The 24,014-nt window shown below is 61.1% G+C and carries 19 protein-coding genes and 8 pseudogenes; 10 read left to right on the forward strand and 17 right to left on the reverse strand.

The window, feature by feature from the left end:
• Positions 1 to 82: 82 nt before the first annotated feature.
• Complete coding sequence (locus tag V5B40_RS11435) at positions 83 to 268, forward strand: type II toxin-antitoxin system HicB family antitoxin (protein WP_332354619.1); 186 nt, start codon at positions 83 to 85, stop codon at positions 266 to 268.
• Positions 261 to 362: pseudogene (locus V5B40_RS25265) on the forward strand (type II toxin-antitoxin system HicA family toxin); the annotation flags it as partial. The gene V5B40_RS11435 and the pseudogene V5B40_RS25265, both read left to right, overlap by 8 nt.
• Positions 363 to 392: 30 nt before the next feature.
• Here V5B40_RS25265 and V5B40_RS11440 read toward each other — a convergent pair.
• A complete protein-coding gene (locus tag V5B40_RS11440; protein WP_332354620.1) occupies positions 393 to 1,124 on the reverse strand; it encodes a transposase in 732 nt (243 codons plus the stop codon).
• 233 nt (positions 1,125 to 1,357) lie between these two features.
• On the opposite strand from V5B40_RS11440, the gene V5B40_RS11445 reads away from it, so the two are divergent.
• From V5B40_RS11445 to V5B40_RS11455, 3 genes and pseudogenes are all read left to right on the forward strand, one after another.
• Positions 1,358 to 2,191, forward strand: coding sequence for a tyrosine-type recombinase/integrase (locus V5B40_RS11445; RefSeq protein ID WP_332353823.1), 834 nt, complete (start codon positions 1,358 to 1,360; stop codon positions 2,189 to 2,191).
• Positions 2,119 to 2,274: pseudogene (locus V5B40_RS11450) on the forward strand (tyrosine-type recombinase/integrase); the annotation flags it as partial. The gene V5B40_RS11445 and the pseudogene V5B40_RS11450, both read left to right, overlap by 73 nt.
• Positions 2,271 to 3,377, forward strand: a complete 1,107-nt coding sequence (locus V5B40_RS11455; protein ID WP_332353824.1) for an IS91 family transposase — start codon at positions 2,271 to 2,273, stop codon at positions 3,375 to 3,377. The pseudogene V5B40_RS11450 and the gene V5B40_RS11455, both read left to right, overlap by 4 nt.
• Positions 3,378 to 3,678: 301 nt before the next feature.
• Here the strand turns inward: V5B40_RS11455 and V5B40_RS11460 are convergent, their stop codons facing one another.
• The 7 genes and pseudogenes from V5B40_RS11460 to V5B40_RS11495 form a co-directional block, all read right to left on the reverse strand.
• The gene (locus V5B40_RS11460) at positions 3,679 to 4,047 is read right to left on the reverse strand and encodes a hypothetical protein (protein WP_332354621.1); all 369 of its coding nucleotides are present in this window, start codon (positions 4,045 to 4,047) and stop codon (positions 3,679 to 3,681) included.
• Between the two features lie 169 nt (positions 4,048 to 4,216).
• Positions 4,217 to 5,560 carry a group II intron reverse transcriptase/maturase gene (gene ltrA, locus V5B40_RS11465; protein ID WP_332354622.1) on the reverse strand — a complete coding sequence of 448 codons (1,344 nt, stop codon included), beginning with the start codon at positions 5,558 to 5,560 and terminating at the stop codon, positions 4,217 to 4,219.
• An 81-nt stretch (positions 5,561 to 5,641) separates the two neighbouring features.
• Entirely contained in the window at positions 5,642 to 6,910 is a 1,269-nt protein-coding gene (locus tag V5B40_RS11470) for an IS4 family transposase (RefSeq protein WP_332354898.1), read from the reverse strand.
• Positions 6,911 to 7,462: 552 nt separating this feature from the next.
• Positions 7,463 to 8,419: a hypothetical protein gene (locus V5B40_RS11475; RefSeq protein WP_332354623.1), complete on the reverse strand. Its 957-nt coding sequence runs from the start codon at positions 8,417 to 8,419 to the stop codon at positions 7,463 to 7,465.
• Between the two features lie 155 nt (positions 8,420 to 8,574).
• Positions 8,575 to 9,120 (reverse strand): hypothetical protein, encoded by a 546-nt coding sequence (locus V5B40_RS11480; protein WP_332354624.1) that lies wholly within the window; start codon positions 9,118 to 9,120, stop codon positions 8,575 to 8,577.
• A gap of 365 nt (positions 9,121 to 9,485) precedes the next feature.
• Positions 9,486 to 10,646: pseudogene (locus V5B40_RS11485) on the reverse strand (IS91 family transposase).
• 9 nt (positions 10,647 to 10,655) lie between these two features.
• A pseudogene (locus V5B40_RS11495) lies at positions 10,656 to 10,808 on the reverse strand (tyrosine-type recombinase/integrase); the annotation flags it as partial.
• Between the two features lie 37 nt (positions 10,809 to 10,845).
• Here V5B40_RS11495 and V5B40_RS11500 point away from each other — a divergent pair.
• Positions 10,846 to 11,001, forward strand: a pseudogene (locus V5B40_RS11500) (tyrosine-type recombinase/integrase); the annotation flags it as partial.
• 241 nt (positions 11,002 to 11,242) lie between these two features.
• On the opposite strand, the gene V5B40_RS11505 reads toward V5B40_RS11500, so the two are convergent.
• A complete protein-coding gene (locus tag V5B40_RS11505; protein WP_332353771.1) occupies positions 11,243 to 13,330 on the reverse strand; it encodes a helix-turn-helix domain-containing protein in 2,088 nt (695 codons plus the stop codon).
• 427 nt (positions 13,331 to 13,757) lie between these two features.
• On the opposite strand from V5B40_RS11505, the pseudogene V5B40_RS11510 reads away from it, so the two are divergent.
• From V5B40_RS11510 to purL, 4 genes and pseudogenes are all read left to right on the forward strand, one after another.
• Positions 13,758 to 13,895 (forward strand): annotated as a pseudogene (locus tag V5B40_RS11510) (tyrosine-type recombinase/integrase); the annotation flags it as partial.
• An 814-nt stretch (positions 13,896 to 14,709) separates the two neighbouring features.
• A pseudogene (locus V5B40_RS25270) lies at positions 14,710 to 15,126 on the forward strand (phosphoribosylformylglycinamidine synthase); the annotation flags it as partial.
• Between the two features lie 226 nt (positions 15,127 to 15,352).
• On the forward strand, positions 15,353 to 16,057 hold the full coding sequence (locus tag V5B40_RS25275; RefSeq protein ID WP_434735872.1) for a hypothetical protein: 705 nt from the start codon (positions 15,353 to 15,355) through the stop codon (positions 16,055 to 16,057).
• Positions 16,058 to 16,113: 56 nt separating this feature from the next.
• Positions 16,114 to 18,752, forward strand: a pseudogene (gene purL / locus V5B40_RS11515) (phosphoribosylformylglycinamidine synthase).
• A 105-nt stretch (positions 18,753 to 18,857) separates the two neighbouring features.
• Here the strand turns inward: purL and V5B40_RS11520 are convergent.
• The 8 genes from V5B40_RS11520 to V5B40_RS11555 all read right to left on the reverse strand — a co-directional run bounded on the left by V5B40_RS11520 (position 18,858) and on the right by V5B40_RS11555 (position 24,000).
• A complete protein-coding gene (locus V5B40_RS11520; RefSeq protein ID WP_332354627.1) occupies positions 18,858 to 19,646 on the reverse strand; it encodes a peptidylprolyl isomerase in 789 nt (262 codons plus the stop codon).
• A 60-nt stretch (positions 19,647 to 19,706) separates the two neighbouring features.
• On the reverse strand, positions 19,707 to 20,024 hold the full coding sequence (locus V5B40_RS11525) for a BolA family protein (RefSeq protein WP_332354628.1): 318 nt from the start codon (positions 20,022 to 20,024) through the stop codon (positions 19,707 to 19,709).
• Entirely contained in the window at positions 20,021 to 20,323 is a 303-nt protein-coding gene (locus tag V5B40_RS11530; protein ID WP_332354899.1) for a YciI family protein, read from the reverse strand. The genes V5B40_RS11525 and V5B40_RS11530 overlap by 4 nt, the downstream gene beginning before the upstream one ends.
• Positions 20,324 to 20,325: 2 nt before the next feature.
• Positions 20,326 to 20,856 carry a septation protein A gene (locus tag V5B40_RS11535; RefSeq protein WP_332354629.1) on the reverse strand — a complete coding sequence of 177 codons (531 nt, stop codon included), beginning with the start codon at positions 20,854 to 20,856 and terminating at the stop codon, positions 20,326 to 20,328.
• Positions 20,857 to 21,156: 300 nt separating this feature from the next.
• Positions 21,157 to 21,714: a hypothetical protein gene (locus tag V5B40_RS11540; RefSeq protein WP_332354630.1), complete on the reverse strand. Its 558-nt coding sequence runs from the start codon at positions 21,712 to 21,714 to the stop codon at positions 21,157 to 21,159.
• A 266-nt stretch (positions 21,715 to 21,980) separates the two neighbouring features.
• Positions 21,981 to 23,087, reverse strand: a complete 1,107-nt coding sequence (locus V5B40_RS11545; RefSeq protein WP_332353824.1) for an IS91 family transposase — start codon at positions 23,085 to 23,087, stop codon at positions 21,981 to 21,983.
• Entirely contained in the window at positions 23,084 to 23,224 is a 141-nt protein-coding gene (locus V5B40_RS11550; protein WP_434735846.1) for a hypothetical protein, read from the reverse strand. Before V5B40_RS11550 ends, V5B40_RS11545 begins: the two co-directional genes overlap by 4 nt.
• Complete coding sequence (locus V5B40_RS11555) at positions 23,167 to 24,000, reverse strand: tyrosine-type recombinase/integrase (RefSeq protein WP_332353823.1); 834 nt, start codon at positions 23,998 to 24,000, stop codon at positions 23,167 to 23,169. Before V5B40_RS11555 ends, V5B40_RS11550 begins: the two co-directional genes overlap by 58 nt.
• Positions 24,001 to 24,014: the final 14 nt, after the last annotated feature.

Raw genomic sequence — 24,014 nt, forward strand, 5'->3', positions numbered from 1 at the left:
CCGCGCAGCGCCGATCACCTCTACGTTGGGCACCACTACCCGGAATGAGCGACGATTACGCTATCCCCACCGGAGTCAAACCATGGAACTGACCGCGGTCCTTACTCCCGCCGAAGAAGGCGGTTACGTTGCCCTGAATTCTGAGACGGGTACCACTACGCAAGGTGAAACCGTTGAAGAGGCTACGGAACTGTATCTGTCGCAGTTTCCCATCCCTGCGCCAGGGCGTCCGCTGGTAACAACGTTCAGCGTTCCCGCGCCTGCCTAATCTGCCGCGTGTTTCGGGTGCTACCGCAGTTCGGGCGTTGGAGCGGCTGGGTTTCGAGAAGTTGCGCCAATCTGGAAGTCACGTCATAGAAAAAAGCATAGAAAAACGAAAAAAGGGACCAGGCTCACATATCAAGTGACTTCTGGTCCTGTGGTCCCGTTTCTTCAAGCATTGCCTTCCGCGGCCGACCCCGCGGGCGAATTTCGCGCCGCTGTCCAGTGGCCCGTTCGATGCTGTCGATAAACCGAGCATCCCCGAGCGGCTGTCCCTGATCCAAGGCCATGCGGATGTCGCTGATTGCCTCGGTATCCAGTTCCGGGCGGAACAAGGACCGATAGTTCACCAGCCGGTCAGCCTCGTTTGCGCCCAGACTGGAATACACCGCATGCGGAGTCAGCAATGAGTCACTCTGCCCCAGTCCGTTCGTCCGATAACTACTCCAGCGATAGTGCGCCGGGTCATCGACCATCGCTGCGCGCACGGAATTGAGTTCGATATAGCGCTGACAAAGGAGTAGATAGAAATCGGCCTGCACCAGGGAAGACTTGTAGCGGCTGTCCCACAAGGTGCCGGTGCGACGGTACGACTTGTTGATGTACTGCACGTAGCGCCGGCCCAGCGAAATCATCAGCCGGGGGACAGCCTCGGATTCCGGCGGAGACAGCAAGAGGTGCACGTGGTTGGTCATCTGGACGTAGGCGTGCAGCGCGCAACCGGTGGCTTGGCACGCCTCGCCCAGCCATTCGCGGTAGGCGAGGTAGTCTTCCTCCGCGAAGAAGCAGGCGTCGCGGTTATGTCCCCGCTGAACGACGTGCAGGGGAAAACCTGGGAGATGAATGCGGGGACGACGGAGCATGTCGTTGAGGATAGCAGGTTCTTCCAGTTAAATCGAGCCTGGCCCCTTTGCCGTGCCTCTTTGCCGTGCCTTCTAGCCCAAATGACGGCACGCCGCAATGGGTCCGGTTGAGCGAATGGTTGGACGAAGCCGCTACGCGGAGGAAACGGCGGCGCTGTAGTCGTGTTGAAGTCAAGATGTCACCTCGCCCCTCATCCGAGGGATGTTCATGATGAATGCGAGGTTACCGCAAGATGGAAGACATATCCGCTGTCGCAACGACGAATTTTGACACGAACTACGAGCTCCACCAGAAGCACCTGACGCTCAAGGGCTTGCAGCCGAAGACGATCGAGGCGTATTCGCGCGCCGTGCGCCGGGTGGGAGACTACTTCGCTCATCAGATCGACGATCTGAGCGAGTCCGACCTGTTGGATTACTTCGCCGACCTGCGTGAGACGCACTCCTGGAGTTCGCTCAAGCTCGATCTGTACGGGCTCAAGTTCTACTACGAGCACGTGCTGAAGAAACCCTGGGTGGCGCCCGGTCTGATCAAACCGCCGCGCTCGCAGCGCCTGCCGGACATCGTCACGGTCGAGGAGACCGAGCGGATTTTTTTGGCCACGCAGGTGCTCAGTTACCGGGTCTTCTTCTTCACCCTCTACAGTCTCGGCCTGCGCCTGGGCGAAGGCTTGCGGCTGACGGTCGCCGACATCGACGGCGCGCGCGGGCGTGTGCATATCCGCGATGCCAAGGGCAACAAGGATCGCCTGGTGCCGCTGCCGACGGCCACCTACCAACTCCTGCGCCGTTTCTGGCAGCGCCACCGTCATCCCGTCCTGCTGTTTCCCAATCGCCGCGGCGGCTCGGCGGGAGCACGCACGGCCAGGACGCCGCTCGACCGCGGCGGCGTTCAGAAAGCACTGAAAGCGGTGGTCGAATCCTGCGGGCTAAAAAAAACATTTCGCCACACAGTTTGCGCCACGCTTATGCCACGCACCTGGTCGAGGCCGGCGTCGAGCTCACCGAGGTGCAGCGCATTCTCGGCCATCACTCGATTCTCACGACCGTTCGCTACACCCATCTGACGGATCAAACCAGGCATCACGCCATCGAGCGCATCAACGCGCTGATGGACGGCTATCGCGTGGGCAAGGGGACGCCGCGATGATCCGCTTCGGCTCTGTCATCGCCCAGTTCGAAGCGGACTTCATGACGCAATTTCGCCACCGGCTGAGCTTCGAGCAGCTTCGGGCGCTCTCGGCGATGCGCGATTGCCGCAGCCCGGCCAGCCCGATGATGCAGGTCCAGTGCGAAGGCTGCGATCACCAAAAACTCGTTCCGCATTCCTGCGGCCATCGCCTTTGCCCGCACTGCCAGCACCACGAGAGCCAGCAATGGCTGGAACGTCAGATGCAGCGCCTCGTCCCGGCCGACTACTTTTTGCTGACCTTCACGCTGCCGGCTGAATTGCGTGGGCTCGCTGCAGCGCACGCCGACGTCGTCTTCGATTTGTTGATGCGCTGTGCCTGGGAAACGGTGCACCGCTTTAGCCAGAACGACCGGCAGTTACAAGGCACGCCGGGGGCGATCGCGGTCCTGCACACGCACTCGCGCCGGCTCGACTTCCACCCGCATGTCCATCTCGTCGTCCCTGCGGCGGCGCTCGATGCAGCGAAGCAGCGCTGGCGACGCAAGCGGCGCGGCAAGAACGGCGTCTATCTGTTCAACGAGAAGGCGATGGCCAAGGTGTTCCGGGCAAAAATGCTGGCGGCGATCGAGGCGGCCGGCATTTGCTTGCCGGCGTGCTATCCGCGGGAATGGGTGGCGCACTGCCAATCGGTGGGCAGCGGCGAGAAGGCGCTGATCTACCTCGGTCGCTACCTCTACCGCGGTGTCATCCGTGAACAGGACATCCTTGCCTGCGAGAATGGCCGGGTGAGCTTCCGCTATCGCAACGCGAAAACCGGCAAGTCGGAAAAGCGCTCGCTCACCGGTGCTGATTTCCTCTGGCTGATTCTCCAGCACGTGCTGCCCAAAGGCTTTCGCCGCGCGCGCAATTTCGGCTTCCTGCACGCCAATTGCAAGCGCCTGATCGGCTTGCTGCATCTCTTGCTGAAGTTCGATCCCAGCCGCTTCACGCCACCGCGCAAGGAGCGGCCAGCGATGCTTTGCTCGTGCTGTGGCGCCGTGATGGTGATCGTCAGGACGCGGATTCGATCGACGTCGTCCGGTGTCGTTGCTGTGCCACCGGTCGTTGCGGTCGCCATCTGATCATGTAATCCGCCTTCACAGCGCTATCTGGCCGCGTTCGGGACTTCAGTTTCCCCAAGCTGATTGATGCGGTCGCCCGGAGTTCGGTGGCCGGGACGCCAAAACGGCCGGATTCGCAAGATCTTCGTTGCCTGTCCAGCAGCGCGCCGGGACTTCTCGCTCCCGGCCCTCCGGCGTTTATGCCTGCGTGGTAAATCCAAAAAAGATATTTGCAGAAGGGGCGCTCAGCCCTCCGGCCCGGGCTCGTCCAACAAACGGATCAGATCGTGGCTGCGCACGATCTATCCTTATTCGTTAGGCCTCACGTTTGCTCCTTGTAGACTTTAAGTGCCTTGAGCACACTAAGCGACTCACTGAGTTTGGCGAGACTAGCTGACGCATTAGCCGATTCTTTGGAATAAGCTTCTGCATTCTGCTTAATGTCTTTTAAGGCATTTCTCAACTCTACAAGCTCATCCAAAAACTGTTCTGGAATCTCGGCTGAAGGCCACTGATGCTGACAAGTCTGACAGACTAGGCCGCGCCTAAAGTACTGTATATCGGAGTGTTGAGTTCTGTACCAACGCTGCCCAGATTTCAGGCCGAGTTGTGTTGGATTGACTGCCGCGCAGACCCTTACTTCTTTGCATTTCGGACAGTACTTCTGAGTTCCACCCTGATAATTCTTCATTTTTTGTCGATCAAATCTGTTTGTTGATGGAGGCTGTATTCGGAAACTGAGGTGCGCTAAGGTGCGAGTTTGTGAGGCCTAATCGGGATAGGAGAAAGCCTCACGGCCTCCCCCTCCCACACCACCGGACGTACGGGTCACGTATCCGGCGGTTCGATGAATTGAATTCCTACCGTGGCGCAAGGCTCGGTAGTCCCAGATTTTCGAAGAAGCGCAATGGTAGCGCCATGGACAGAGCCGGTGTTTTGGACAGCCGCCACGGGCCATGGGCCGACTTGCTGGTGTTCCACGCTTCGCGGACCGAAATGCCACGTTGGCGCAGTTGCCGATAGCCAGACGACCCCCACTGTTTCCAGAGATAGCAGCGCAACTTGCGTCGTACCCACTTGTCGATCTCGCGCAGAGGACTCAGCACCTCGGCAATGCCGAAGTACGCTTTCCAACCAAGCAGGGTTTCTCTAAGCTCCGCGACGAGTGCGCCAATGCTGGTGCCTCGCGTACGACGGGTCAGTTCCCGCAAGCGGTCCTTGAGCTTGTCGATGGCCTGATCGGCCACCTTGAGCTTGGCGCCGTTGCGGCTAACCTTGAAACCCAGGAACTTGCGGTTCTTGGGTCGATCAACCGCGCTCTTCAGCGGATTCACTGTGAGTCGCAGTGTGTCGCTGACAAAGCGTGTCACGCTGGCCATCACCCGCTCGCCGGCACGTTTGCTTTTGACGAGGATGTTGCAATCGTCAGCATAGCGGGCAAAGCGGTGGCCGCGCCGAGCCAGTTCCCAGTCCAGTTCATCAAGCACCACGTTGGCCAGCACGGGCGAGAGCGGCCCGCCTTGCGGGACGCCCATGGACGTGGGCTCAAGCTTTCCCCCCACGCTCACGCCGGCCTTCAGGAAACGATTGACCAGTCGCAACAGATCGGCGTCCGGACAGCGACTTTTCAGCCGCGCCATCAGGCGGTCGTGATTGACCCGGTCGAAGAAGGCTTGCAGGTCCATATCCACCACCCAGCCGTAGCCTGCCCGGATATTCGCCTGGACTTCACGAACGGCTTGATGGGCCGAGCGCTGCGGGCGGAATCCGTAGCTGTGTGGATGAAAGTGTGGTTCCCATTGCGCACAGACAACTTGCGCGATGGCTTGCTGAATGAAACGGTCCAACACCGTCGGGATGCCCAGCGGGCGGGTCTTTCCGCCAGCCTTCGGGATTTCCACACGCCTGACTGGTTGCGGGCGATAGCTGCCCGCTTCCAGTTGTGCGCGAATTTCCAGCCAGTGGTGTCGGAGGTGTTCCGGCAGGGCATCAACGCTCATGCCGTCGATGCCTGGCGCGCCTTTGTTCTGGCGCACTTGCTTCAGGGCGCGTTGCAGATTGGCCCGGTCAAGGACCTGGGCCAGCAACGCTGGGTTGCGAATCGACTCAGGTGCCCCTGACAATCCAGCGACGAGTTCATCCTGCGGCGTCGCCGCAGCCTGCGTACGCAGGTGGTCAGATGCGCTCCCGTCTCTCTTCGTCATGGTCCTTTGTCTTTCATCGTTCGGGCCTTCAGTGGGGGCAGCCCACCTACTATGCAATGCTCTCAACTTACCAGAACATAGTCATACTCCATTTTTGTAAGCGTGGGATAGATGGGGCTTTTGAGTGAAGTTTCTGGGGTATGACCGGTCTGGTTTTATGCGGACGAGGTTCTTGATGAGTTCGTCGAAGACGGAGGTGATATTTTCGAGAGCATCCCGACCCTGGAGGAGCCAGCGTCCGAGGGTACGCTTGATACGAGAGAAGGCGTCGCCGCGGTTGATGAAGTAACGTGCGCAGATGTTGGGATCGAGAGATTCACTGGCGGCGTGGACGGCCAGAGCATTGATGTTGTCGCAGAGGATTTTAGCGCTGAAGTCTTGTTGTGCGGCCAGCCAGGACATGCCCGAGAGTTGCTCCAGTGCCAGACGGTGCTTGATCCGTTTGAACGCCTCCTCGATTCGCCACCGAGAGTGATAGAGGCCCCCGAACGCGGCGGCGGGGAAGGCGTTCATGTCGAGGAGCGAGGTGACGAGGACGCGCACCTTGTGGCCGAACACCTGGCGAATGAGGCGAACTTCGCTCGGCGTGGCGGCGATTTCGTAGTCGAGCGCGTCCTGTTTGCAGGGGGCTGGCAGCATCACAACCTGCTCGGCCAAGCCCGATCGGCGGAATGCTTGGATAGCGCTGAAATTGAGGCTATCGGCCCGCATGCAGAAATGGCGTTCTCGCTGCAACAAGACGGCGAAGAGCCAGTAGGCCGGGTAACCTCGGTCGAGTACCAGGATGTCATTGGGACGGAGCTTGCCGAGGTGTTCGAAGAGCATCTGACGCTCGCCGGTGTTGGGGGAATAGAGCTTGGCAGCCAGGGTCATTTCGATACCGGGCAGATAGAGCGCGAAGCCAATGGCGTCGACTATGTGGCGGACGAATCGCTTGCCGTCACGGGTCTTCCCGAAGAGGGTCAAGCGCAGGACTGTGGCATCACCGGCGACGACGCGCAGGCCGTACCAGAGGGGAAAACCGAACTGCGCATCGACCAAGGCCAGGAAATGATCGTTGAGGAGTTCAAAGGCTGCGCTCGAGACCTGCATCCTGGCTTTGGCAAAGGCCTGCGCCGAGACTTCTCGCAGCAGATCGGCGCGGTTGGCCAGGTTGGCAAAGAACGCGTCTAGTTCCGACTGCACTTTGGAGGTGTATCCGCCGAGCATGCAGGCGATCAGGCGGGGGAAACTGAGGATGCCGGTTCGTGAGAACGCTTTTTCTGTCAGGCGCGACTTGAGGAAAAAAGCTTGAGAAAAAAGGAACTTAGAAAACGAGTCAACGACGTTGACATAACGATCTTGGCATATAAAATTTTACATCCGTATCAATGGGATACAGATCATGCCGGGTGCTGCTCCGGCGCGCAACCCATTTCGTGCTTTGCTGATCAAATTATGACAACGGCGCGTTAGGTTGGGAGCATTGACCTACTATGCCCTCGGCTGACTTCTCCACGGTATTCAGCGTCCGTTTCCAGATGCCCAGCTTCAGTGTTCCGAAGCACCGGGGAGATCTCCCGGGGTAAGACGCGCCACCTTCGCTGCATAGACGCCGGATTTACAAAATGCACCCCAACCGCAGATGGAGGGCTTCGCGGTCACGTGCCCACTCGCCCCGGATGCATCACGCCTCATATCCGATTTTTGTTCATCGCCCCGCAGCTTTGGATTGGGCTTCCTCCACACCCCCCCTCACGACGACGCCCTTGCCCTTCTCCTTGCCTTCGGCTCTGCGAAAACCTGGCCATAGGACTTTCACCTATGAAGTAACGCGCCATGCCCGGCGCACACGTTTGAATTGAGCGGCCTGCGCGGCTTTTCGCGCAGGTCCGCTCGAATGATTGGTTGGGCCATGGGCGTTCAAAAGAATGGCTCCTCAACCAGTTCGGACGGACTGACCTTAACCGTCACGCCGTATTTTTCGTTTACGTCATTAACCAAGCGGACAAACCAAGGCGGTGCCTTGGGAGACACAAAGACTTCTTCGATAAGAACTTCCAGATCGCACGGCACAATCTTTCCGAGGTCTTGGCACTTGAAGTCCAGAAGCAACGCTCTAACTTCTCTTTCGTGCTCGAAGGATTTTCGCTTTCGCCAGAATGCATCATTGACGCCGGCGTAGTTCTTTTTCAAGTCGATATATTTGATGCGGCCAATTTTTATCGATGGGTCTCGACCAAGGGACACGTATAGGTTCTGATATGAAGTTCGGACAGCTACAGCGTTGGCAAGGAAGCTAGAGTAGAGGCGCCACATCGCCTCAGATTCGTGTTCGCCTTCATGCCAGCAACTGACAAAGGTTCTTCTCTTATGAGCTTCGCCGCCCGTTTCCAGATCACTCAGAAGCTTTTGAGCTTGCTCGTCCACTTCGCTGTCGGATAACTCGCACCTGTATCCCTCAGGAGGGTTTTTGATTGCTGAGCGGAAGAACTCCAAGTAGTGCGAATCCCATTTCGCCTTGTTCTTCTTGAGTCCCTTCGCACCTTCGAATATGTCTTCAAAGCAGTCAGTGCGCGTGAAGTAGAGGCCACGAGAGGAAAGTAGGCTCACATATTTTGTGAAATCCATATAACGCCAAAGTTTTGCGTTGGCGGTTGGTATTTCATAAGGCTGAGGAATGAAATATATTCTGGCAGCTAGCTCTGTCAGTTCCCCCGAACAGTCATCGCATAGGTACGCGGGCTCATCGTTTGCCAAATATCCAGAGCAATAATGCTCGGCTTCCACAAATTTGTGGCCACAATTCGTGCAAGAATCGAAGTGCTCAAACGCCAAGCGCTTCAGTTCAATCGTAAATCGATTACTAGGTTTAAGCATACTTCCTCACGAGGCCCAACGCCCGGCATCACCCGCCCGCTCACAAGATTGAGCTTGAGAGCCGCGCTGTTGCGGGTCGGGTGCATGCCGTTGTTAGGCTGCGGACGCAGATAGAAGCCTTGCTTCGACAAAGCATCCTGTGTGGCCCTACATGGCTAATAGCCCAGTATCGCGATTATTCTTTTGGCTATGGCGTGAACTCCTTTAGCTTCACTTAGGCCCATTGCATAAAATCTATCTGGGTTATATCTGCGGCCCCCGACTCTTGGAGTCCGAAGTTTATTTGCCAGGTGCTCAGCGCTGTCTTGCGTCCACCCTAATACTAAGACCGGCTTTGTGTCACAAGCGTCAAACATCAAAGTTCTTATCTCAACAGTATAAACACTGTCCTGACGTAACCCGCGATTTTGTCTGAAAGTATCGGAGAGGTCACTCAAGTAATCTTCCCCCCCGTCAAAATCTTCAACACCTTCTTTAGTATCAGGCAGAACAATTACAACATCAGATTCCATCATCCTCCCGCAGACAATGTCTTGGATAAATTCCTCATCGTCCGGCGGAATCGGATTAGACTTAGGGATAGATAGATCAACAAATGTATAGCAGGGATAGCTTTGCAGGCACTTCATGATTCTCTCTTGCAAATCCGGCATCACCCATTGGTGAATCATAAATACTTTAATCGTTTTCTGTTTGTTCATATCATTTGCACCCATTCTCGGTGGCCCGCAGCAGCCTAACGAATAGCGTTTATCTGCCGCTGCAGAAGCGCCCGGCTCGACCGCTGGCGGCTCGCGGCAGATAAACCTTGTTGGACTGAACCGCCGCGCTGGCGGTTGTTATGGGGATTGTAAGGCCGGACGGCCCGAAGTCAATTGTTTGGCATGAGGCTGCCGGGCGGCGAGCTGCCCAACGATAGCCGGCAACGCTGGCGGAAGATCGACAAGCCGAAGCGCAGCCGGTAAACCCGGGACTCCTGGCACCGATCGGCCGGCAACAAGGCGAACGACGCTGCGGATGGTAGCGCCACCCGATGGCTCCGGAAGAGAGAAACCGACGTCGATCATCACGGCGGTCCGCGCGGATTCGGGAGATTACGTTGTGGCAAGAGGGTCGCGACGACACGAAACTGCCCAATCCTGCAGTGCGGGCAGCGCGTGTGCTCAATGTGCGCCACGCGTTGCATGAACTCGGCCACCGACTCGATCACCGCCGCCTGCGGTGGTGGTACAGCGAGCGCGACACGTGCCGCAGCCAACGCAACTTTTTTGCGCGCGGGCGACAGCAAGCCGTAGTGCCGGATACGCTTGAAACCAGCCGGCAGAACATGTTGCAGAAAGCGGTCGATGAACTCGGTGCCCGGCACGCGTAGCGTTCGCTTCTTGCCGCTAGCAGAATCGGCGCGGACCCGGAAAAGCACGTCGTTGCCCTCCATACCGACGATCCGCTCGTTGGAAATAGCCACCCGGTACGTATAGCGGTCGAGGTAATCGAGAACCGCTTCCGGGCCGCCGAGCGGCTGCTTGGCATAGACCACCCAGTCGTGAACGTACAGTCGTTGTCTCAGACGTTGCCAATCGGCCGGCGTGGCGACCAGCCCGGGCAAGCGCTCGGCGCTTCGCAAGGCCTCGAGTCCGGCGACGAACTTGCCGCGAAAGACGCGCGACAGCGCGCGCACCGGAAATAGGAAACCTTTCTTCGGCGAGATCCATTCGCCACTGGCTGTCAGCGCCCCGCCGGCTACCAGCGCATGCAGATGGACATGTCGGCCGAGATCCTGCTTCCACGTGTGCAGCACAAGCGAGAACGCCGACACGCCGCCCAGATGTCGCGGGTTGGCGGCGAACTCGGTAAGCGTTGCCGACACCGCGGAGAACAGCGTCTCATAGGGCGGCCGTGGTGCGGCGGCAATCAGGCCATTGAGGTCGTGCGGCAGCGTGAACACCAGGTGAAAGTAAGGCACGGGCAGCACTTCACGCCGCCTTGCGGCGACCCAGGCTTACTTCGCCCGGGTCTGGCATTGCGGGCAGTGCCGGTTCCTGCACGAGTGATAGACGTGCCGGGTCGTGCCGCAGTGGTCACAGGTTTCGACGTGACCGCCGAGGATCGCCGTGCGACAGGCAAGGATCGCACGCCAGACGCGGGCTGCCCCGCGCGCCAAAGGCTTACTGGCGAGGTAAGCCTGGCCGAAGGTGGCCAACACCCCGGCCAGGCCGGCCGCTTTCACCGGCGCCGGTCAGCTGGGCGTGAGCAGTTCGAGCGGAGAAGTGGTACCGGTTAGCCGCGTGCGCGCCAGATGGAAGTAGCGCATCGTCGTGCTGACGTGGCCGTGTCCCAGCAGACGCTGGATGGTGTGGATATCAACGCCGGCTTCGAGCAGGTGGGTGGCGAAAGCGTGGCGCCTATGCCGAGCTCGGCATAGGGGACATTCGTTTGCGACCTCACTGCTCGAAAGCGGCTACGACATTCGTACGGTGCAGGAACTCCTGGGGCATGCCGACGTAGCGACGACGATGATCTACACGCACGTACTCAACAAGGGCGGGCGAGGGGTGCGCAGCCCGCTCGACGCATTGGACTAGCGAGGCGAGTCGGAGCGGTTTGCCGGTTGGCAACGCTTCATTCAGGATTCCTTGACCCCCACCCCGTGATTCGCCCGATGCAGCCTTCCGGCAACCCGCCTCAGCAACAGCAACAAATCATCCACATAAGCAAACACCACCGGACTCACCAGCAAGCGCAGGGACATGCTTTAGAACCAGACCTCCCGGAATCCCCGGGGAACGTGGTCTAATTTTGGACAGTAGGTCGGCGAAGGCCGTCTCATAGCGGAGACTGGCCGACCTCGATGCGCAGCCATTTTCCGCCGGGGATCCTGGCGCCGAGACCAGTGAGCTTACGGCACAGCTGTTCTTGGGCATAACGGCGTGCGGGTTGCTGTAGCGGCTCCAGGCGAACGACCACCCAGTGTTCGTCACTGCGTACCCAGCCATGGCAGTTGAAAATCGCATAGAGCAGGTCCACCCGATCGCTATCCTTGGCATAGCTGTCGTCAAGCCAATCGAGAAGCTGGCGGCGCACGTTCCATACGGAACTCGTGACGAAGTCGAAGAGATTCTTGCCCTCGTTATCGATGGCGTTGAAGGAGCGGTAATCGGACAGCCCCGTGACATTGACGCGCTCGGGCAAGCGAGCCTTGTCAGCCTGGAGTTGTTTGAGTTGCGTTTCGCTCACGGCGATGGCCGCAGCAAGCCGCCGATGCCGACTGTTGTGGCGCTCACTTCCGTCCCGATTGAAGCTGGGTTGAGTCTTGGCCTGTTGCTTGTAAAGCTTGGCGAGATGGCCCTGGGTGCTCGCAATCTGCTGCGCAAGCCCTTTGATCTGGGGATTGGCGATGTCCTGTTTGTCGCTCTCGGCCAAGCCGAAACCCGGATGGTAATGATAGGGATGACGCCCCTTGAGGTGTTTGAAAGTGTTCTCCGAGGCGCCCCAGCGACTGAGCATCGCGGTCAGCACCTCTTGCGGCGACCACTGAAGGTCAGCGTCCCAGCAGAGCACGCTGATGCGGTGATTGGTACGCAAATTCCACAACACCACCCGACGCAGGTCGAACGTATGCGCCAGCTCGGCCATGCCGGTGTCGGGATCGGGATCGGGATCGGGATCGGGATCGGTTTTAGGTGGGTAGAGGCACGCCTTGGTCTCTTCGAGCAGGCGATAATCCGTGCCGTTCATCGACACGCTGTGCGTGAAGTCTGCGGCCGGCAAGGCCCTGAGCCGCGCAGGATTGGCGTTCTTCTCCCAAGTGATGAAGGGGGTGCGGCGGCGCACGAGTTCGCTGAAAAAGCCCAGCCCATCGCCCTCACGGTCGAAGACCTGTACCGGCGGGGTTCCCAGGGACTGTTGTCGCGCATACTCGCCAAGCTTCAGAATCTGAGCGCGCAGGTCTCCCTTGCCCTCCTGAATGTCGAAATAGACGATGCGCCCCTGTTCGTCACAAGTGACCAGATTGGTCTGTCCGGGCATCGGCATCCGCCGCTGTGTATTCCAGGCCGCATGCACCTTGTCCTGTCCGGTATAAGGCAAGAGATGACCGTCCGTAAACCACAGCCGGGTGGCGACCAGGCCGCAGCGGATCTGATCGGCAAAAAACGCCTTCAACAGCGCCTCGGCCCGCGACTTGCCGGCGACGTCATGGAACCAGGACCACAGCGTGTCGAGAGCGGGTAGCCGCCCCAAGCCCAGGAGCCGTCCCGCCTCCTCGCGCCGCTCATGTTTGAGCTGCTCAATGGAGCGGATGTTACGCACCGCCATCAGCACGAACACCTGGAAGATGCGCCAACCGTTGCCGAACAGCTGGGAGAGTCGTTGCATCCACTGCCCTTGGCTCATCAGGACCAGCAAGACAGGGAAAATGCCGGCATAGCGGCTGGCTTCCCAGTCATGGTGTTCCGCATAGGGAAGCTCGATCACTGCGGCGGGAACCTGTTCCGGTGAGGCCTGCTCCGCGACTGTCTGGCGGCTCGGCTGATCGACACGCACGACCTCTTCGAGGGGCGCTTCCTCCAGCGCACACCGCGCCGCGGCTTCGCCATCCCACGCGAGTTCCTCTTGTGTTACTTCCGCGGTCAGCCTCTTCTCGGCACGCCGCAAAGCTTCGAGTTCGCGGGCCTTGGAGCCGGGGCGGCGTTTGTCAACATGCAGCCGACCTTGCCGTTCTTCGCTCACGCTGTGGCTCGGACTATAGCCATGCAGCAGGCCGGTCACCCCAAAGAGCCGATAGCACTCGCGATAGTTGTGCAGCGTCTGGCGACTGAGATTGAGCACCTCGGCCAAGCGCGTCTGGTTCAGCTTCCTCTGTAATAACTCAACCACCAGGAGGCGCCGCTCGGCCTTGTCGGCAAGATTCACCCGTTTGCTCAGACTGCCATGATGATAAAGGTCACCCTGGCTGCGAGGGCCACGCGGAAGGTGCAGACAATAGCCTCTGCCCAAGTCGAAACGGCCTTCCTGCTTAACCGCTGGTTCCAATAACTCGCTCTGCGTCACCCCTCACCCCCAGGTCCCCGCTGCCTGACGCGATTCTAGCATGAGATTTATGCTTATTGCACTTGTTATTGCGTATTTACAATAGGATATAAGCATCGTTGTCCAATAAACGTTTTCCGTTCCCGGCGTGACGAAGGTCCAAAAAACGACGATAAGGCTTTTGAATCACGCGGTTAGCGGGGCGTCTGAGTCGCAATTCCGGGAGGTCTGTAGAACTGAGTTTTGGACGTCGTGAATGCGATCCTGGCTCCGGAAAACCGTGGTGCGTCCCCTGTTTCCTTCGAGCTTACTGCTTGAAAGCGGCTACGACATGCGCACGGTACAGAAACTCCTCGGGCATGCCGACGTAGCGACGACGATGATCTACACGCACGTACTCAACAAGGGCGGGCGAGGGGTGCGCAGGCTGCTCGACGCTTTGGACTAGCGTCGTGTTGCGTTCTTGGTGAGACTTTCGACAAGCCTCTCCCACCCGCCGTCATTGCGAGGAGGCGCAGCCGACGCGGCAATCCAGAGGTTTGGCTTTTCGCGTGGTCACGATGTCAATGCGCTGGGAAACGGTGAGAGGATGGAACTGGATTGCCGCGTCGGCTGCGCCTCCTCGCAATGACGTGGGGGGTGGTGTGGTCGCGCGTGCGCGCAGCGGCCACCGGGCCCGCTGAAAATGCGCACAGCTTGATCCGTGCCGGCAATCTCTCCTGCCGAATCGGCCACTGGATGAGCAGGGAGGCGGCCGCAGGCATCCGGGAAGCATCCCGACGCCTCATGGAAGCATCCCGACTCGTCAGGGAAGTTCCGATCCTTGCATCGACCCGGTCGGCATGGGTTTGCTGGTGGGCGGCCCCTCGGACGACGGGCCCCTGTTTCCCCGAATGGGCGTTTCGTGAGGAAGGTGTGAAAGTTACCCTGGCCCGGAGCAGAAAGCGCGTCGAGTTCTTCAAGGAGGAGGCGGCAAAGCAGCATACGTGGCTACCAGCCGAGGCCGGCGACGAATCTTCCTGGCTCGGACATCGCCGCGGGACTTCCACGACCGAAAGCTCCACACGGCCGGGCTTAGCGCTTCCCCTTCGCCTCGTCCTGATCTGATCGGCCAGGCATCGCAAGACCTCCGCAGCGCCGCCCGCAAGCCCACGACCGCCGGAGCCCGCCCGCGGTCGGCTATAATCGCGGCTCCTCGCCGATCTTTCCTGGCGTCCTTTCCGCACGCAGCTTTGCCTGCCCTTCTCTGCAGCCCGCCCGCCATGGCCGATATCCTGTTTCTTCGCGGTGCCGCCGCGTTTTCGTCTTTCCGCTCTGCAGGGTCTGCAGCAGCGCGTCGCTGCCGCCGTTCCGGCGTCCCCGGGATACGCATTCGCCGCTGCCGACTACTGGCACTTCGTCGCCCTGCGCAGCGCGCTGAGCGACAGGCGAGCGCCGGCAACTGGCAGTGCTGCTGGCAGAGCAGAGCGAACAGCCGACCCCGGCCGACTGGCGGAGGTGAACTCTTCCTGGTCACGCCGCGTGTCGGCACCATCTCGCCGTGGTCGTCGAAAGCCACCGACATCGCCGCGAATAGCGGCCTGCTCGCCGTCGAGCGCATCGAACGCGGTGTTGCCTTCCGGCTCGACGCCGGCAAGCGTCGCTTGTCGGCAGCCGAGCGCGCGACGATCGCCGCCCTGCTCCACGACCGCATGCTGGAAACGGTGCTCGATGACTTTGCGCAGACCGCGGAACTGTTCCGCCACTTTCCGCCGCAAGCGCTGACCAGCGTCGATCTGCTGGCCGGCGGCATGCCGCGCTGGCCGAAGCGAACACGCGCCTGGGCTGGCGCTGTCGGACGACGAAGTCGATTACCTCGTCGAACTGTTCCTGAAAGCGCAGCGCAATCCGACGGACGTCGAGCTGATGATGTTCGCGCAGGCCAATTCGGAGCACTGCCGGCACAAGATCTTCAACGCTTCGTGGGTGATCGACGGGCAGGCGCGCAGCGAGACGCTGTTCGGGATGATTCGCGAGACGCACCAGGCGCACCCGGCGGGAACCGTCGTTGCCTACTCGGACAATTCCTCGGTCATCGAAGGCGCCGCGTGCCGCTGTTCCACCCCGGGGCCGATGGCGCTACGTCTGGCACGAGGAACTGACGCACATCCTGGCCAAGGTCGAGACGCACAACCACCCGACGGCGATTTCGCCTTTTCCGGGGCGGCGACCGGCTCCGGCGGCGAGATTCGCGACGAAGGCGCCACCGGCCGCGGCTCGAAACCGAAAGCCGGCCTGTGCGGTTTCTCGGTCTCCAACCTCAACATCCCGGTGCCTTGCAGCCCTGGGAAGCCGAATCCGCCGCCTATGGCCGCCCGGCGCGCATCGCTTCGCCGCTGGCGATCATGCTCGAAGGGCCGATCGGCGCCGCCGCCTTCAACAACGAGTTCGGCCGCCCGAATCTGGCCGGCTATTTCCGCACCTACGAGCAGTTCACGGGGCAGCGCCGACAGTCCCGAAGGGCGCCTGCTGCGCGGCTACCACAAGCCGATCATGCTCGCCGGCGGCGTCGGCAACATCGCCGCCAGCCAGTCGTTCAAGTCCGAAACCCTGCCCGCCGGCACCTGCTGATCCAGATCGGCGGCCCCGGCATGCTGATCGGCCTCGGCGGCGGAGCGGCCAGCTCGATGACCACCGGCAGCAACAGCGCCGACCTCGACTTCGCTTCGGTGCAGCGCGGCAACCCGGAAATCCAGCGCCGCGCGCAGGAAGTCATCGACCGCTGCTGGCAGATGGGCGCCCCCGCTGGCGACGGTTCGGCGGCCGGCGATGGCAATCCGATTCTCTCGGTGCATGACGTCGGCGCCGGCGGCATTTCCAACGCCTGCCCGAACTGGCGCACGGCGCCGGCTGCGGCGCGCGCTTCGAGCTGCGCGCGGTGAACATCGAGGAACCGGGAATGTCGCCGGCCGAAATCTGGTGCAACGAAGCGCAGGAACGTTACGTGATGGCCATCGCGCCCGATCGCCTGGCCGAATTCACGGCGCTCTGCGAGCGCGAGCGCTGCCCCTTCGCGGTCGTCGGAAAAACCACCCGCGAGAAGCGCCTGGTCGTCGCCGACAGCCACTTCGGCAACCAGCCGGTCGACATGGACATGGCGGCGCTGCTCGGCAAGCCGCCACGGATGACGCGCACGGCCACGCACCTGCCGCCGCTGGGCGTGCCTTTCGACGCCACCGCAGTGGATCTCAGGGAAGCGGCCGCTCGCGTGCTGCGCCTGCCGGCGGTGGCCGACAAGACTTTCCTGATCAGCATCGGCGACCGCAGCGTCGGCGGCCTGACCGCGCGCGACCAGATGGTCGGACCGTGGCAGGTGCCCTGCGCCGACGTGGCGGTGACGCTGATGGCATTTCAAGGCTTTCTCGGCGAAGCTTTCGCGATCGGCGAACGCACGCCGCTGGCAGTGCTCGATGCTCCCGCTTCCGGGCGCATGGCCGTCGGCGAAGCGATCACCAACATCGCCGCCGCCGACATCGCCGCGCTCGGCGACGTCAAGCTGTCGGCCAACTGGATGGCCGCCGCCGGTTTCCCCGGCGAAGACGCGCGCCTGTTCGACACCGTGCGCGCGGTCTCCGACCTCTGCCAGCAGATCGGCGTCGCCATCCCGGTCGGCAAGGATTCGCTGTCGATGCGTACGGCGTGGCAGGAAGGAGGCGACGGAGAACACGGCGAGCGGAAGCAGGTCGTCTCGCCCTTGTCGCTGATCGTCACCGGTTTCGCACGCGTGCAGGACGCGCGCCGGACGCTGACCCCGCAACTGGTGCTCGACGTCGGCGAAACCGACCTGCTGCTGATCGACCTCGGTGCTGGTCGCAATCGCCTCGGCGGTTCGGCGCTGGCGCAGGTGTTCAACGCCACCGGCAGCGAAACGCCGGACGTCGACGATCCGGCCCGCCTGGTGGCTTTCTTCGGCGCCATCCGCAAGCTGGCTACCGAAAACTTGCTGCTCGCCTACCACGACCGCTCCGACGGAGGCCTCTTCGCCACCGTCTGCGAAATGGCTTTTGCCGCGCACTGCGGCGTTTCGATCGACACCGACAGTCTCTGCTACGACCCGCTGATGAATGACGTCGATGGCAACGAGAAACGCCCCGATCTGCTCGGCGGCCGTTCCTTCGAGCGGCTGATGGGCGCCCTGTTCAACGAGGAATTGGGCGCCGTGGTACAGATTCGCCGCGCCGAACGCAGCCCGGTGATGGCAATCCTGCGTGCCGCCGGGCTCGGCGCCTGCAGCCAGTTCATCGGTTCGCCCAACCCCTGGGGCCAGGTGCGCATCATCCGCAATGCCAAAGCGGTGCTCGCCGAACCTCGCGCCGAACTGCAACGCGCCTGGTCGGAGACCAGTTTCCGCATGCAGCAGTTGCGCGACAACCCGGAATGCGCGCAGCAGGCTTACAACCGGATTCTCGATACCACTGACAGCGGCCTTTCGGTGAGCTTGAGCTTCGACCCCGCCGACGATATTGCAGCGCCAATGATCAACAGCGGCGCGCGCCCACGCGTGGCGATCCTGCGCGAACAGGGCGTCAACGGCCACGTCGAAATGGCCGCGGCTTTCGATCGCGCCGGCTTTGCCGCCATCGACGTACACATGAGCGACGTCCTCTCCGGCCGCGTCACCCTCGCCGATTTCAAGGGCGCCGTCGCCTGCGGTGGTTTTTCCTATGGTGACGTCCTCGGCGCCGGCCAGGGCTGGGCAAAAACGATTCTTTTCAACGCGCGTGCGCGCGACAGCTTCGCGACTTTCTTCGCTCGTCCGGACAGCTTCGCCCTCGGCGTCTGCAACGGCTGTCAGATGATGAGTGCGCTCAAGGAAATGATCCCCGGCGCCGACGCCTGGCCGGCCTTCGAGCGCAACCGTGTCGAGCAGTTCGAAGCGCGTTTTTCGCTGGTCGAAGTGCCCGCGTCGCCATCCGTCTTCTTTGCCGGCATGGGCGGCAGCCGGCTGCCGGTGGTCGTCTCGCACGGCGAGGGACGCGCGCTTTTCGCCTCGGCAGAGCAGCAGACGCACGCGCTGGTGGCAATGCGTTACGTCGACCCGACAGGGCAGCCGAGCGAGCGCTATCCGGACAACCCGAACGGCTCACCGGCCGGCATCACCGGCCTCACCACCGCGGACGGCCGTTTCACGATCATGATGCCGCACCCCGAACGCGTTTTCCGCAGCGTCCAGATGTCCTGGCGCCCCGCCGACTGGGACGCGCGCGGCTGGCACGATTCACCTTGGCTGCGCATGTTCCGCAACGCGCGGCGCTGGGTTGCCTAGCGCGGCCCAATCCGCCATCGCTTTCAGATGGCCGCCACCATTGAAAAAGGCGCCGGCAAAGCCGGCGCCTTTTTCGCATTGCCTACGCCATACGACAAAGGCGACTTACTGAATCTTCGCCTTGGCGCGCAGATCGATGACCAGTTTCTGGATCTGTTCCTGCTGCAGGCGCTGCGTCAATTGCTGCTTGATCTGCTCGAAGGGCGGCGGGGTCAGCGGACGGCTGTCCTCGACCAGGATCACGTGATAGCCAAAATCGGTTTTCACCGGCGTCTCGGTAAACTTGCCCTTGTCCAGGCCGGTAACCGCCTCGCCGAAAGGCTTGACGTAGCTGGCCGGGCTGCTCCAGCCGAGGTCGCCGCCTTTCTCGCGTGACCCGGGATCCTTGGACTGCTTGGCCAGGTCTTCGAATTTGTCACCCTTCTTGAGGTTGACGATGATCAGCTTGGCATCCGCTTCCTGCTCGACCAGAATATGGCGCACCTTGTATTCGGTACCGCCCATCTGGGTTTTGACGCGGTCATACGCGGCCTGGACCTGCGCGTCGCTGATCGGGTGTTTCTTGATGTAGTCCTGGATGAAGGCGCGGATAAAAATGGCCTGCCGTGCCAGATCGGCCTGGGCAGCGACATCGGCTTGCTTGTCGAGGCCCATTTTCTTGGCTTCCTGAGCCAGCAATTCGCGGCGGATCAGTTCTTCCTTGATGGCGTTCTTCAGCTCGGGCGTCGCGGCGGTGCCCTGGGCTTCCTGTTCGGCCAGGAAGGCGTTGCCGACGCTGTCGGAAATGGCGACGCCGTTTACGGTCACCAGGGTGCCGCTCTTGGCCGCCACCGCCGGCAAGGAAATCATTGCGCCGAGCAGCAGTGCGCTAGCCAGCTTGGAGAGGTTGTGCATGTCTGTTTCCTTCTGTGGGTGTGAGTTTTGAATTTTTTGGAGGGGGTGAAACAAGTGCGATCAGGAATCGATCGCCGACGTCAAGGCCGCTTCCGCGGGAGTCATCGCCCTGATGCTCAGGGCGTGAATCGCACTGCGCATCAGATCGCCAAGGGCGTCATGAACCATGCGGTGCCTGGCGACACGGCTGTGACCGAGAAAAGCCGGCGAAACAATCAACAAGCGATAGTGGGCGCCGCCGCCACGGGCACCTTCGTGACCGGCGTGTCGAGCCGAGTCGTCGATCAGTTCGCAACGCTGCGGAACCAGCACCGCCAATCGCTCCTGGATGACTGCTTCCCGCTTGGCAGCCGCAGCGGCTGCGTACTGATCGCTCACGCCGGTAGCGCTTTCTTGAACGGCTTGACGCTGACCGCCTGGTAGACGCCGCTGGCCACGTAGGGGTCGGCATCGGCCCAGCTGCGCGCTGCTGCGAGCGAGGAAAACTCGGCAACGATCAGGCTGCCCGAGAAGCCAGCCGGCCCGGGATCCGGGGAATCGATCGCTGGAAAGGGACCGGCCAGGAGGAGGCGGCCTTCTGCCTCCAGCGCCTTGAGACGGTCGAGGTGCGCCGGCCGGGCAGCGAGACGGTCGGCGAGCGAGTCCGGGCGATCTTCACCGACGATGGCGTAAAGCATCATTATTTCTCCTCGATATGTTTCGACAGCAGCAAACCCTGCGCGAGCACGAAGACCAGCGTCAGGCCAGTGGCACCAAACAGCTTGAAGTTGACCCAGTCGTCGGTCGAGAAATTGAAAGCAACCAGCAGATTGATGATTCCCATGAACACGAAGAATCCCATCCAGGCCCAGTTGAGCTTGTCCCATGCAGCATCGGGGAGATCCATCTGCCCGGCCATCAGGATGCGAATCAGGTTCTTGCGCCGAAAAAGCACGCCGCCGAGCAAGGTCGCGGCAAACGCCCAGTAGAGGATGGTCGGCTTCCACTTGATGAAAGCTTCATCGTGCAGAAGCAGGGTCATTCCTCCGAAGACGGTGATCACCACCAGGCTGACCCAGAGCATGGTGTCGATCTTGCGGCCCCTGAACAACAGCCAGGCGATCTGCGCAAAAGTGGCGGCGATCGCCACTCCGGTCGCGACATAAAGGTCCGCAAGCTTGTAAGCAACGAAAAAAAGGATGACCGGGAAAAGGTCGAAGAGAAACTTCATCAGGAACGCCGCAAAAATATCCCGAGATTATGGCCGATTTACGGCGCCGCTGTCCATTTTCGGAAGATCATCCCAGCCCTGACGCATGACCCAGCCGAATCAGGCTCATTTGCCGGTAACGCCCGCTTTTGCGGTCGAGGCGGTCAAATTGCGGTTGGCTAGCGGCAAAGGACGGGTGGTGGAGTCAGCCAGGAGGATGCCGAAAGAATTTTTTGGACGGCGGTACGATCGCCAGGCGAGCCTTTCCGAACGCGGCGTACGCCGCGCTCGAGAGGATGTTTCGGGTACGCCTGTGTGAGGTCACTCAAGTTGAAGCAGGAATGGAGCGGCGAGGAGCGCGCGGATTCGTGCTGGGTCGAGCCAGGGGGCGGCGCAGGAGCTTCGAATGAAGGCGATGGCACCGCGCACGCCGAGTTGCTGATAGAGATCGCGTAGCTGTCGGGTGAAGCGTGCCAGGGTATTGAACACATGCGCCAGGCGCATGAGGAGGTGATAGCCTTTCATGGCATTCCAGTCGAGGGCAAAGGCATGCTCGTAGTGGTAGCCCTGATGTTTTTCGACGAGGAAGCCCGCTTCGATGCCCCAGCGGTGGCGGGCCCCGAGGTTGCAGCGCTCATGGACATTGTCTTGGCTGAGCGGTTGGCTGGAGAGCCAGGCGTGGCGCGATGTTTCGGTGACGGTCCTGGCCTGTTCATCGATCTTCTCCCAGCTTTCCTCACAGACCACCAGATTCAGCTTGAGACGCTGACGCCCGTTGGCAGCGAAGGCGTAGTCGATGTCGTTGACCCAGCTGAAGTGTTGTCGGCGTCTTCCCCAACCGCGCTGCACAACGAATAAGGATAGATCGTGCGCAGCCACGATCTGATCCGTTTGTTGGACGAGCCCGGGCCGGAGGGCTGAGCGCCCCTTCTGCAAATATCTTTTTTGGATTTACCACGCAGGCATAAACGCCGGAGGGCCGGGAGCGAGAAGTCCCGGCGCGCTGCTGGACAGGCAACGAAGATCTTGCGAATCCGGCCGTTTTGGCGTCCCGGCCACCGAACTCCGGGCGACCGCATCAATCAGCTTGGGGAAACTGAAGTCCCGAACGCGGCCAGATAGCGCTGTGAAGGCGGATTACATGATCAGATGGCGACCGCAACGACCGGTGGCACAGCAACGACACCGGACGACGTCGATCGAATCCGCGTCCTGACGATCACCATCACGGCGCCACAGCACGAGCAAAGCATCGCTGGCCGCTCCTTGCGCGGTGGCGTGAAGCGGCTGGGATCGAACTTCAGCAAGAGATGCAGCAAGCCGATCAGGCGCTTGCAATTGGCGTGCAGGAAGCCGAAATTGCGCGCGCGGCGAAAGCCTTTGGGCAGCACGTGCTGGAGAATCAGCCAGAGGAAATCAGCACCGGTGAGCGAGCGCTTTTCCGACTTGCCGGTTTTCGCGTTGCGATAGCGGAAGCTCACCCGGCCATTCTCGCAGGCAAGGATGTCCTGTTCACGGATGACACCGCGGTAGAGGTAGCGACCGAGGTAGATCAGCGCCTTCTCGCCGCTGCCCACCGATTGGCAGTGCGCCACCCATTCCCGCGGATAGCACGCCGGCAAGCAAATGCCGGCCGCCTCGATCGCCGCCAGCATTTTTGCCCGGAACACCTTGGCCATCGCCTTCTCGTTGAACAGATAGACGCCGTTCTTGCCGCGCCGCTTGCGTCGCCAGCGCTGCTTCGCTGCATCGAGCGCCGCCGCAGGGACGACGAGATGGACATGCGGGTGGAAGTCGAGCCGGCGCGAGTGCGTGTGCAGGACCGCGATCGCCCCCGGCGTGCCTTGTAACTGCCGGTCGTTCTGGCTAAAGCGGTGCACCGTTTCCCAGGCACAGCGCATCAACAAATCGAAGACGACGTCGGCGTGCGCTGCAGCGAGCCCACGCAATTCAGCCGGCAGCGTGAAGGTCAGCAAAAAGTAGTCGGCCGGGACGAGGCGCTGCATCTGACGTTCCAGCCATTGCTGGCTCTCGTGGTGCTGGCAGTGCGGGCAAAGGCGATGGCCGCAGGAATGCGGAACGAGTTTTTGGTGATCGCAGCCTTCGCACTGGACCTGCATCATCGGGCTGGCCGGGCTGCGGCAATCGCGCATCGCCGAGAGCGCCCGAAGCTGCTCGAAGCTCAGCCGGTGGCGAAATTGCGTCATGAAGTCCGCTTCGAACTGGGCGATGACAGAGCCGAAGCGGATCATCGCGGCGTCCCCTTGCCCACGCGATAGCCGTCCATCAGCGCGTTGATGCGCTCGATGGCGTGATGCCTGGTTTGATCCGTCAGATGGGTGTAGCGAACGGTCGTGAGAATCGAGTGATGGCCGAGAATGCGCTGCACCTCGGTGAGCTCGACGCCGGCCTCGACCAGGTGCGTGGCATAAGCGTGGCGCAAACTGTGTGGCGAAATGTTTTTTTTAGCCCGCAGGATTCGACCACCGCTTTCAGTGCTTTCTGAACGCCGCCGCGGTCGAGCGGCGTCCTGGCCGTGCGTGCTCCCGCCGAGCCGCCGCGGCGATTGGGAAACAGCAGGACGGGATGACGGTGGCGCTGCCAGAAACGGCGCAGGAGTTGGTAGGTGGCCGTCGGCAGCGGCACCAGGCGATCCTTGTTGCCCTTGGCATCGCGGATATGCACACGCCCGCGCGCGCCGTCGATGTCGGCGACCGTCAGCCGCAAGCCTTCGCCCAGGCGCAGGCCGAGACTGTAGAGGGTGAAGAAGAAGACCCGGTAACTGAGCACCTGCGTGGCCAAAAAAATCCGCTCGGTCTCCTCGACCGTGACGATGTCCGGCAGGCGCTGCGAGCGCGGCGGTTTGATCAGACCGGGCGCCACCCAGGGTTTCTTCAGCACGTGCTCGTAGTAGAACTTGAGCCCGTACAGATCGAGCTTGAGCGAACTCCAGGAGTGCGTCTCACGCAGGTCGGCGAAGTAATCCAACAGGTCGGACTCGCTCAGATCGTCGATCTGATGAGCGAAGTAGTCTCCCACCCGGCGCACGGCGCGCGAATACGCCTCGATCGTCTTCGGCTGCAAGCCCTTGAGCGTCAGGTGCTTCTGGTGGAGCTCGTAGTTCGTGTCAAAATTCGTCGTTGCGACAGCGGATATGTCTTCCATCTTGCGGTAACCTC

Origin of the sequence: Candidatus Accumulibacter meliphilus, assembly GCF_036625345.1 — a bacterium.
GTDB lineage: Bacteria > Pseudomonadota > Gammaproteobacteria > Burkholderiales > Rhodocyclaceae > Accumulibacter > Accumulibacter meliphilus.

Coding starts and splice junctions, on each gene's coding strand:
- V5B40_RS11435 (WP_332354619.1), top strand. CDS start 83: ATGGAACTGACCGCGGTCCTTACTCCCGCCGAAGAAGGCGGTTACGTT.
- V5B40_RS11440 (WP_332354620.1), bottom strand. CDS start 1,124: ATGCTCCGTCGTCCCCGCATTCATCTCCCAGGTTTTCCCCTGCACGTC.
- V5B40_RS11445 (WP_332353823.1), top strand. CDS start 1,358: ATGGAAGACATATCCGCTGTCGCAACGACGAATTTTGACACGAACTAC.
- V5B40_RS11455 (WP_332353824.1), top strand. CDS start 2,271: ATGATCCGCTTCGGCTCTGTCATCGCCCAGTTCGAAGCGGACTTCATG.
- V5B40_RS11460 (WP_332354621.1), bottom strand. CDS start 4,047: ATGAAGAATTATCAGGGTGGAACTCAGAAGTACTGTCCGAAATGCAAA.
- ltrA (WP_332354622.1), bottom strand. CDS start 5,560: ATGACGAAGAGAGACGGGAGCGCATCTGACCACCTGCGTACGCAGGCT.
- V5B40_RS11475 (WP_332354623.1), bottom strand. CDS start 8,419: ATGCTTAAACCTAGTAATCGATTTACGATTGAACTGAAGCGCTTGGCG.
- V5B40_RS11480 (WP_332354624.1), bottom strand. CDS start 9,120: ATGAACAAACAGAAAACGATTAAAGTATTTATGATTCACCAATGGGTG.
- V5B40_RS25275 (WP_434735872.1), top strand. CDS start 15,353: ATGATGTTCGCGCAGGCCAATTCGGAGCACTGCCGGCACAAGATCTTC.
- V5B40_RS11520 (WP_332354627.1), bottom strand. CDS start 19,646: ATGCACAACCTCTCCAAGCTGGCTAGCGCACTGCTGCTCGGCGCAATG.
- V5B40_RS11530 (WP_332354899.1), bottom strand. CDS start 20,323: ATGCTTTACGCCATCGTCGGTGAAGATCGCCCGGACTCGCTCGCCGAC.
- V5B40_RS11535 (WP_332354629.1), bottom strand. CDS start 20,856: ATGAAGTTTCTCTTCGACCTTTTCCCGGTCATCCTTTTTTTCGTTGCT.
- V5B40_RS11545 (WP_332353824.1), bottom strand. CDS start 23,087: ATGATCCGCTTCGGCTCTGTCATCGCCCAGTTCGAAGCGGACTTCATG.
- V5B40_RS11555 (WP_332353823.1), bottom strand. CDS start 24,000: ATGGAAGACATATCCGCTGTCGCAACGACGAATTTTGACACGAACTAC.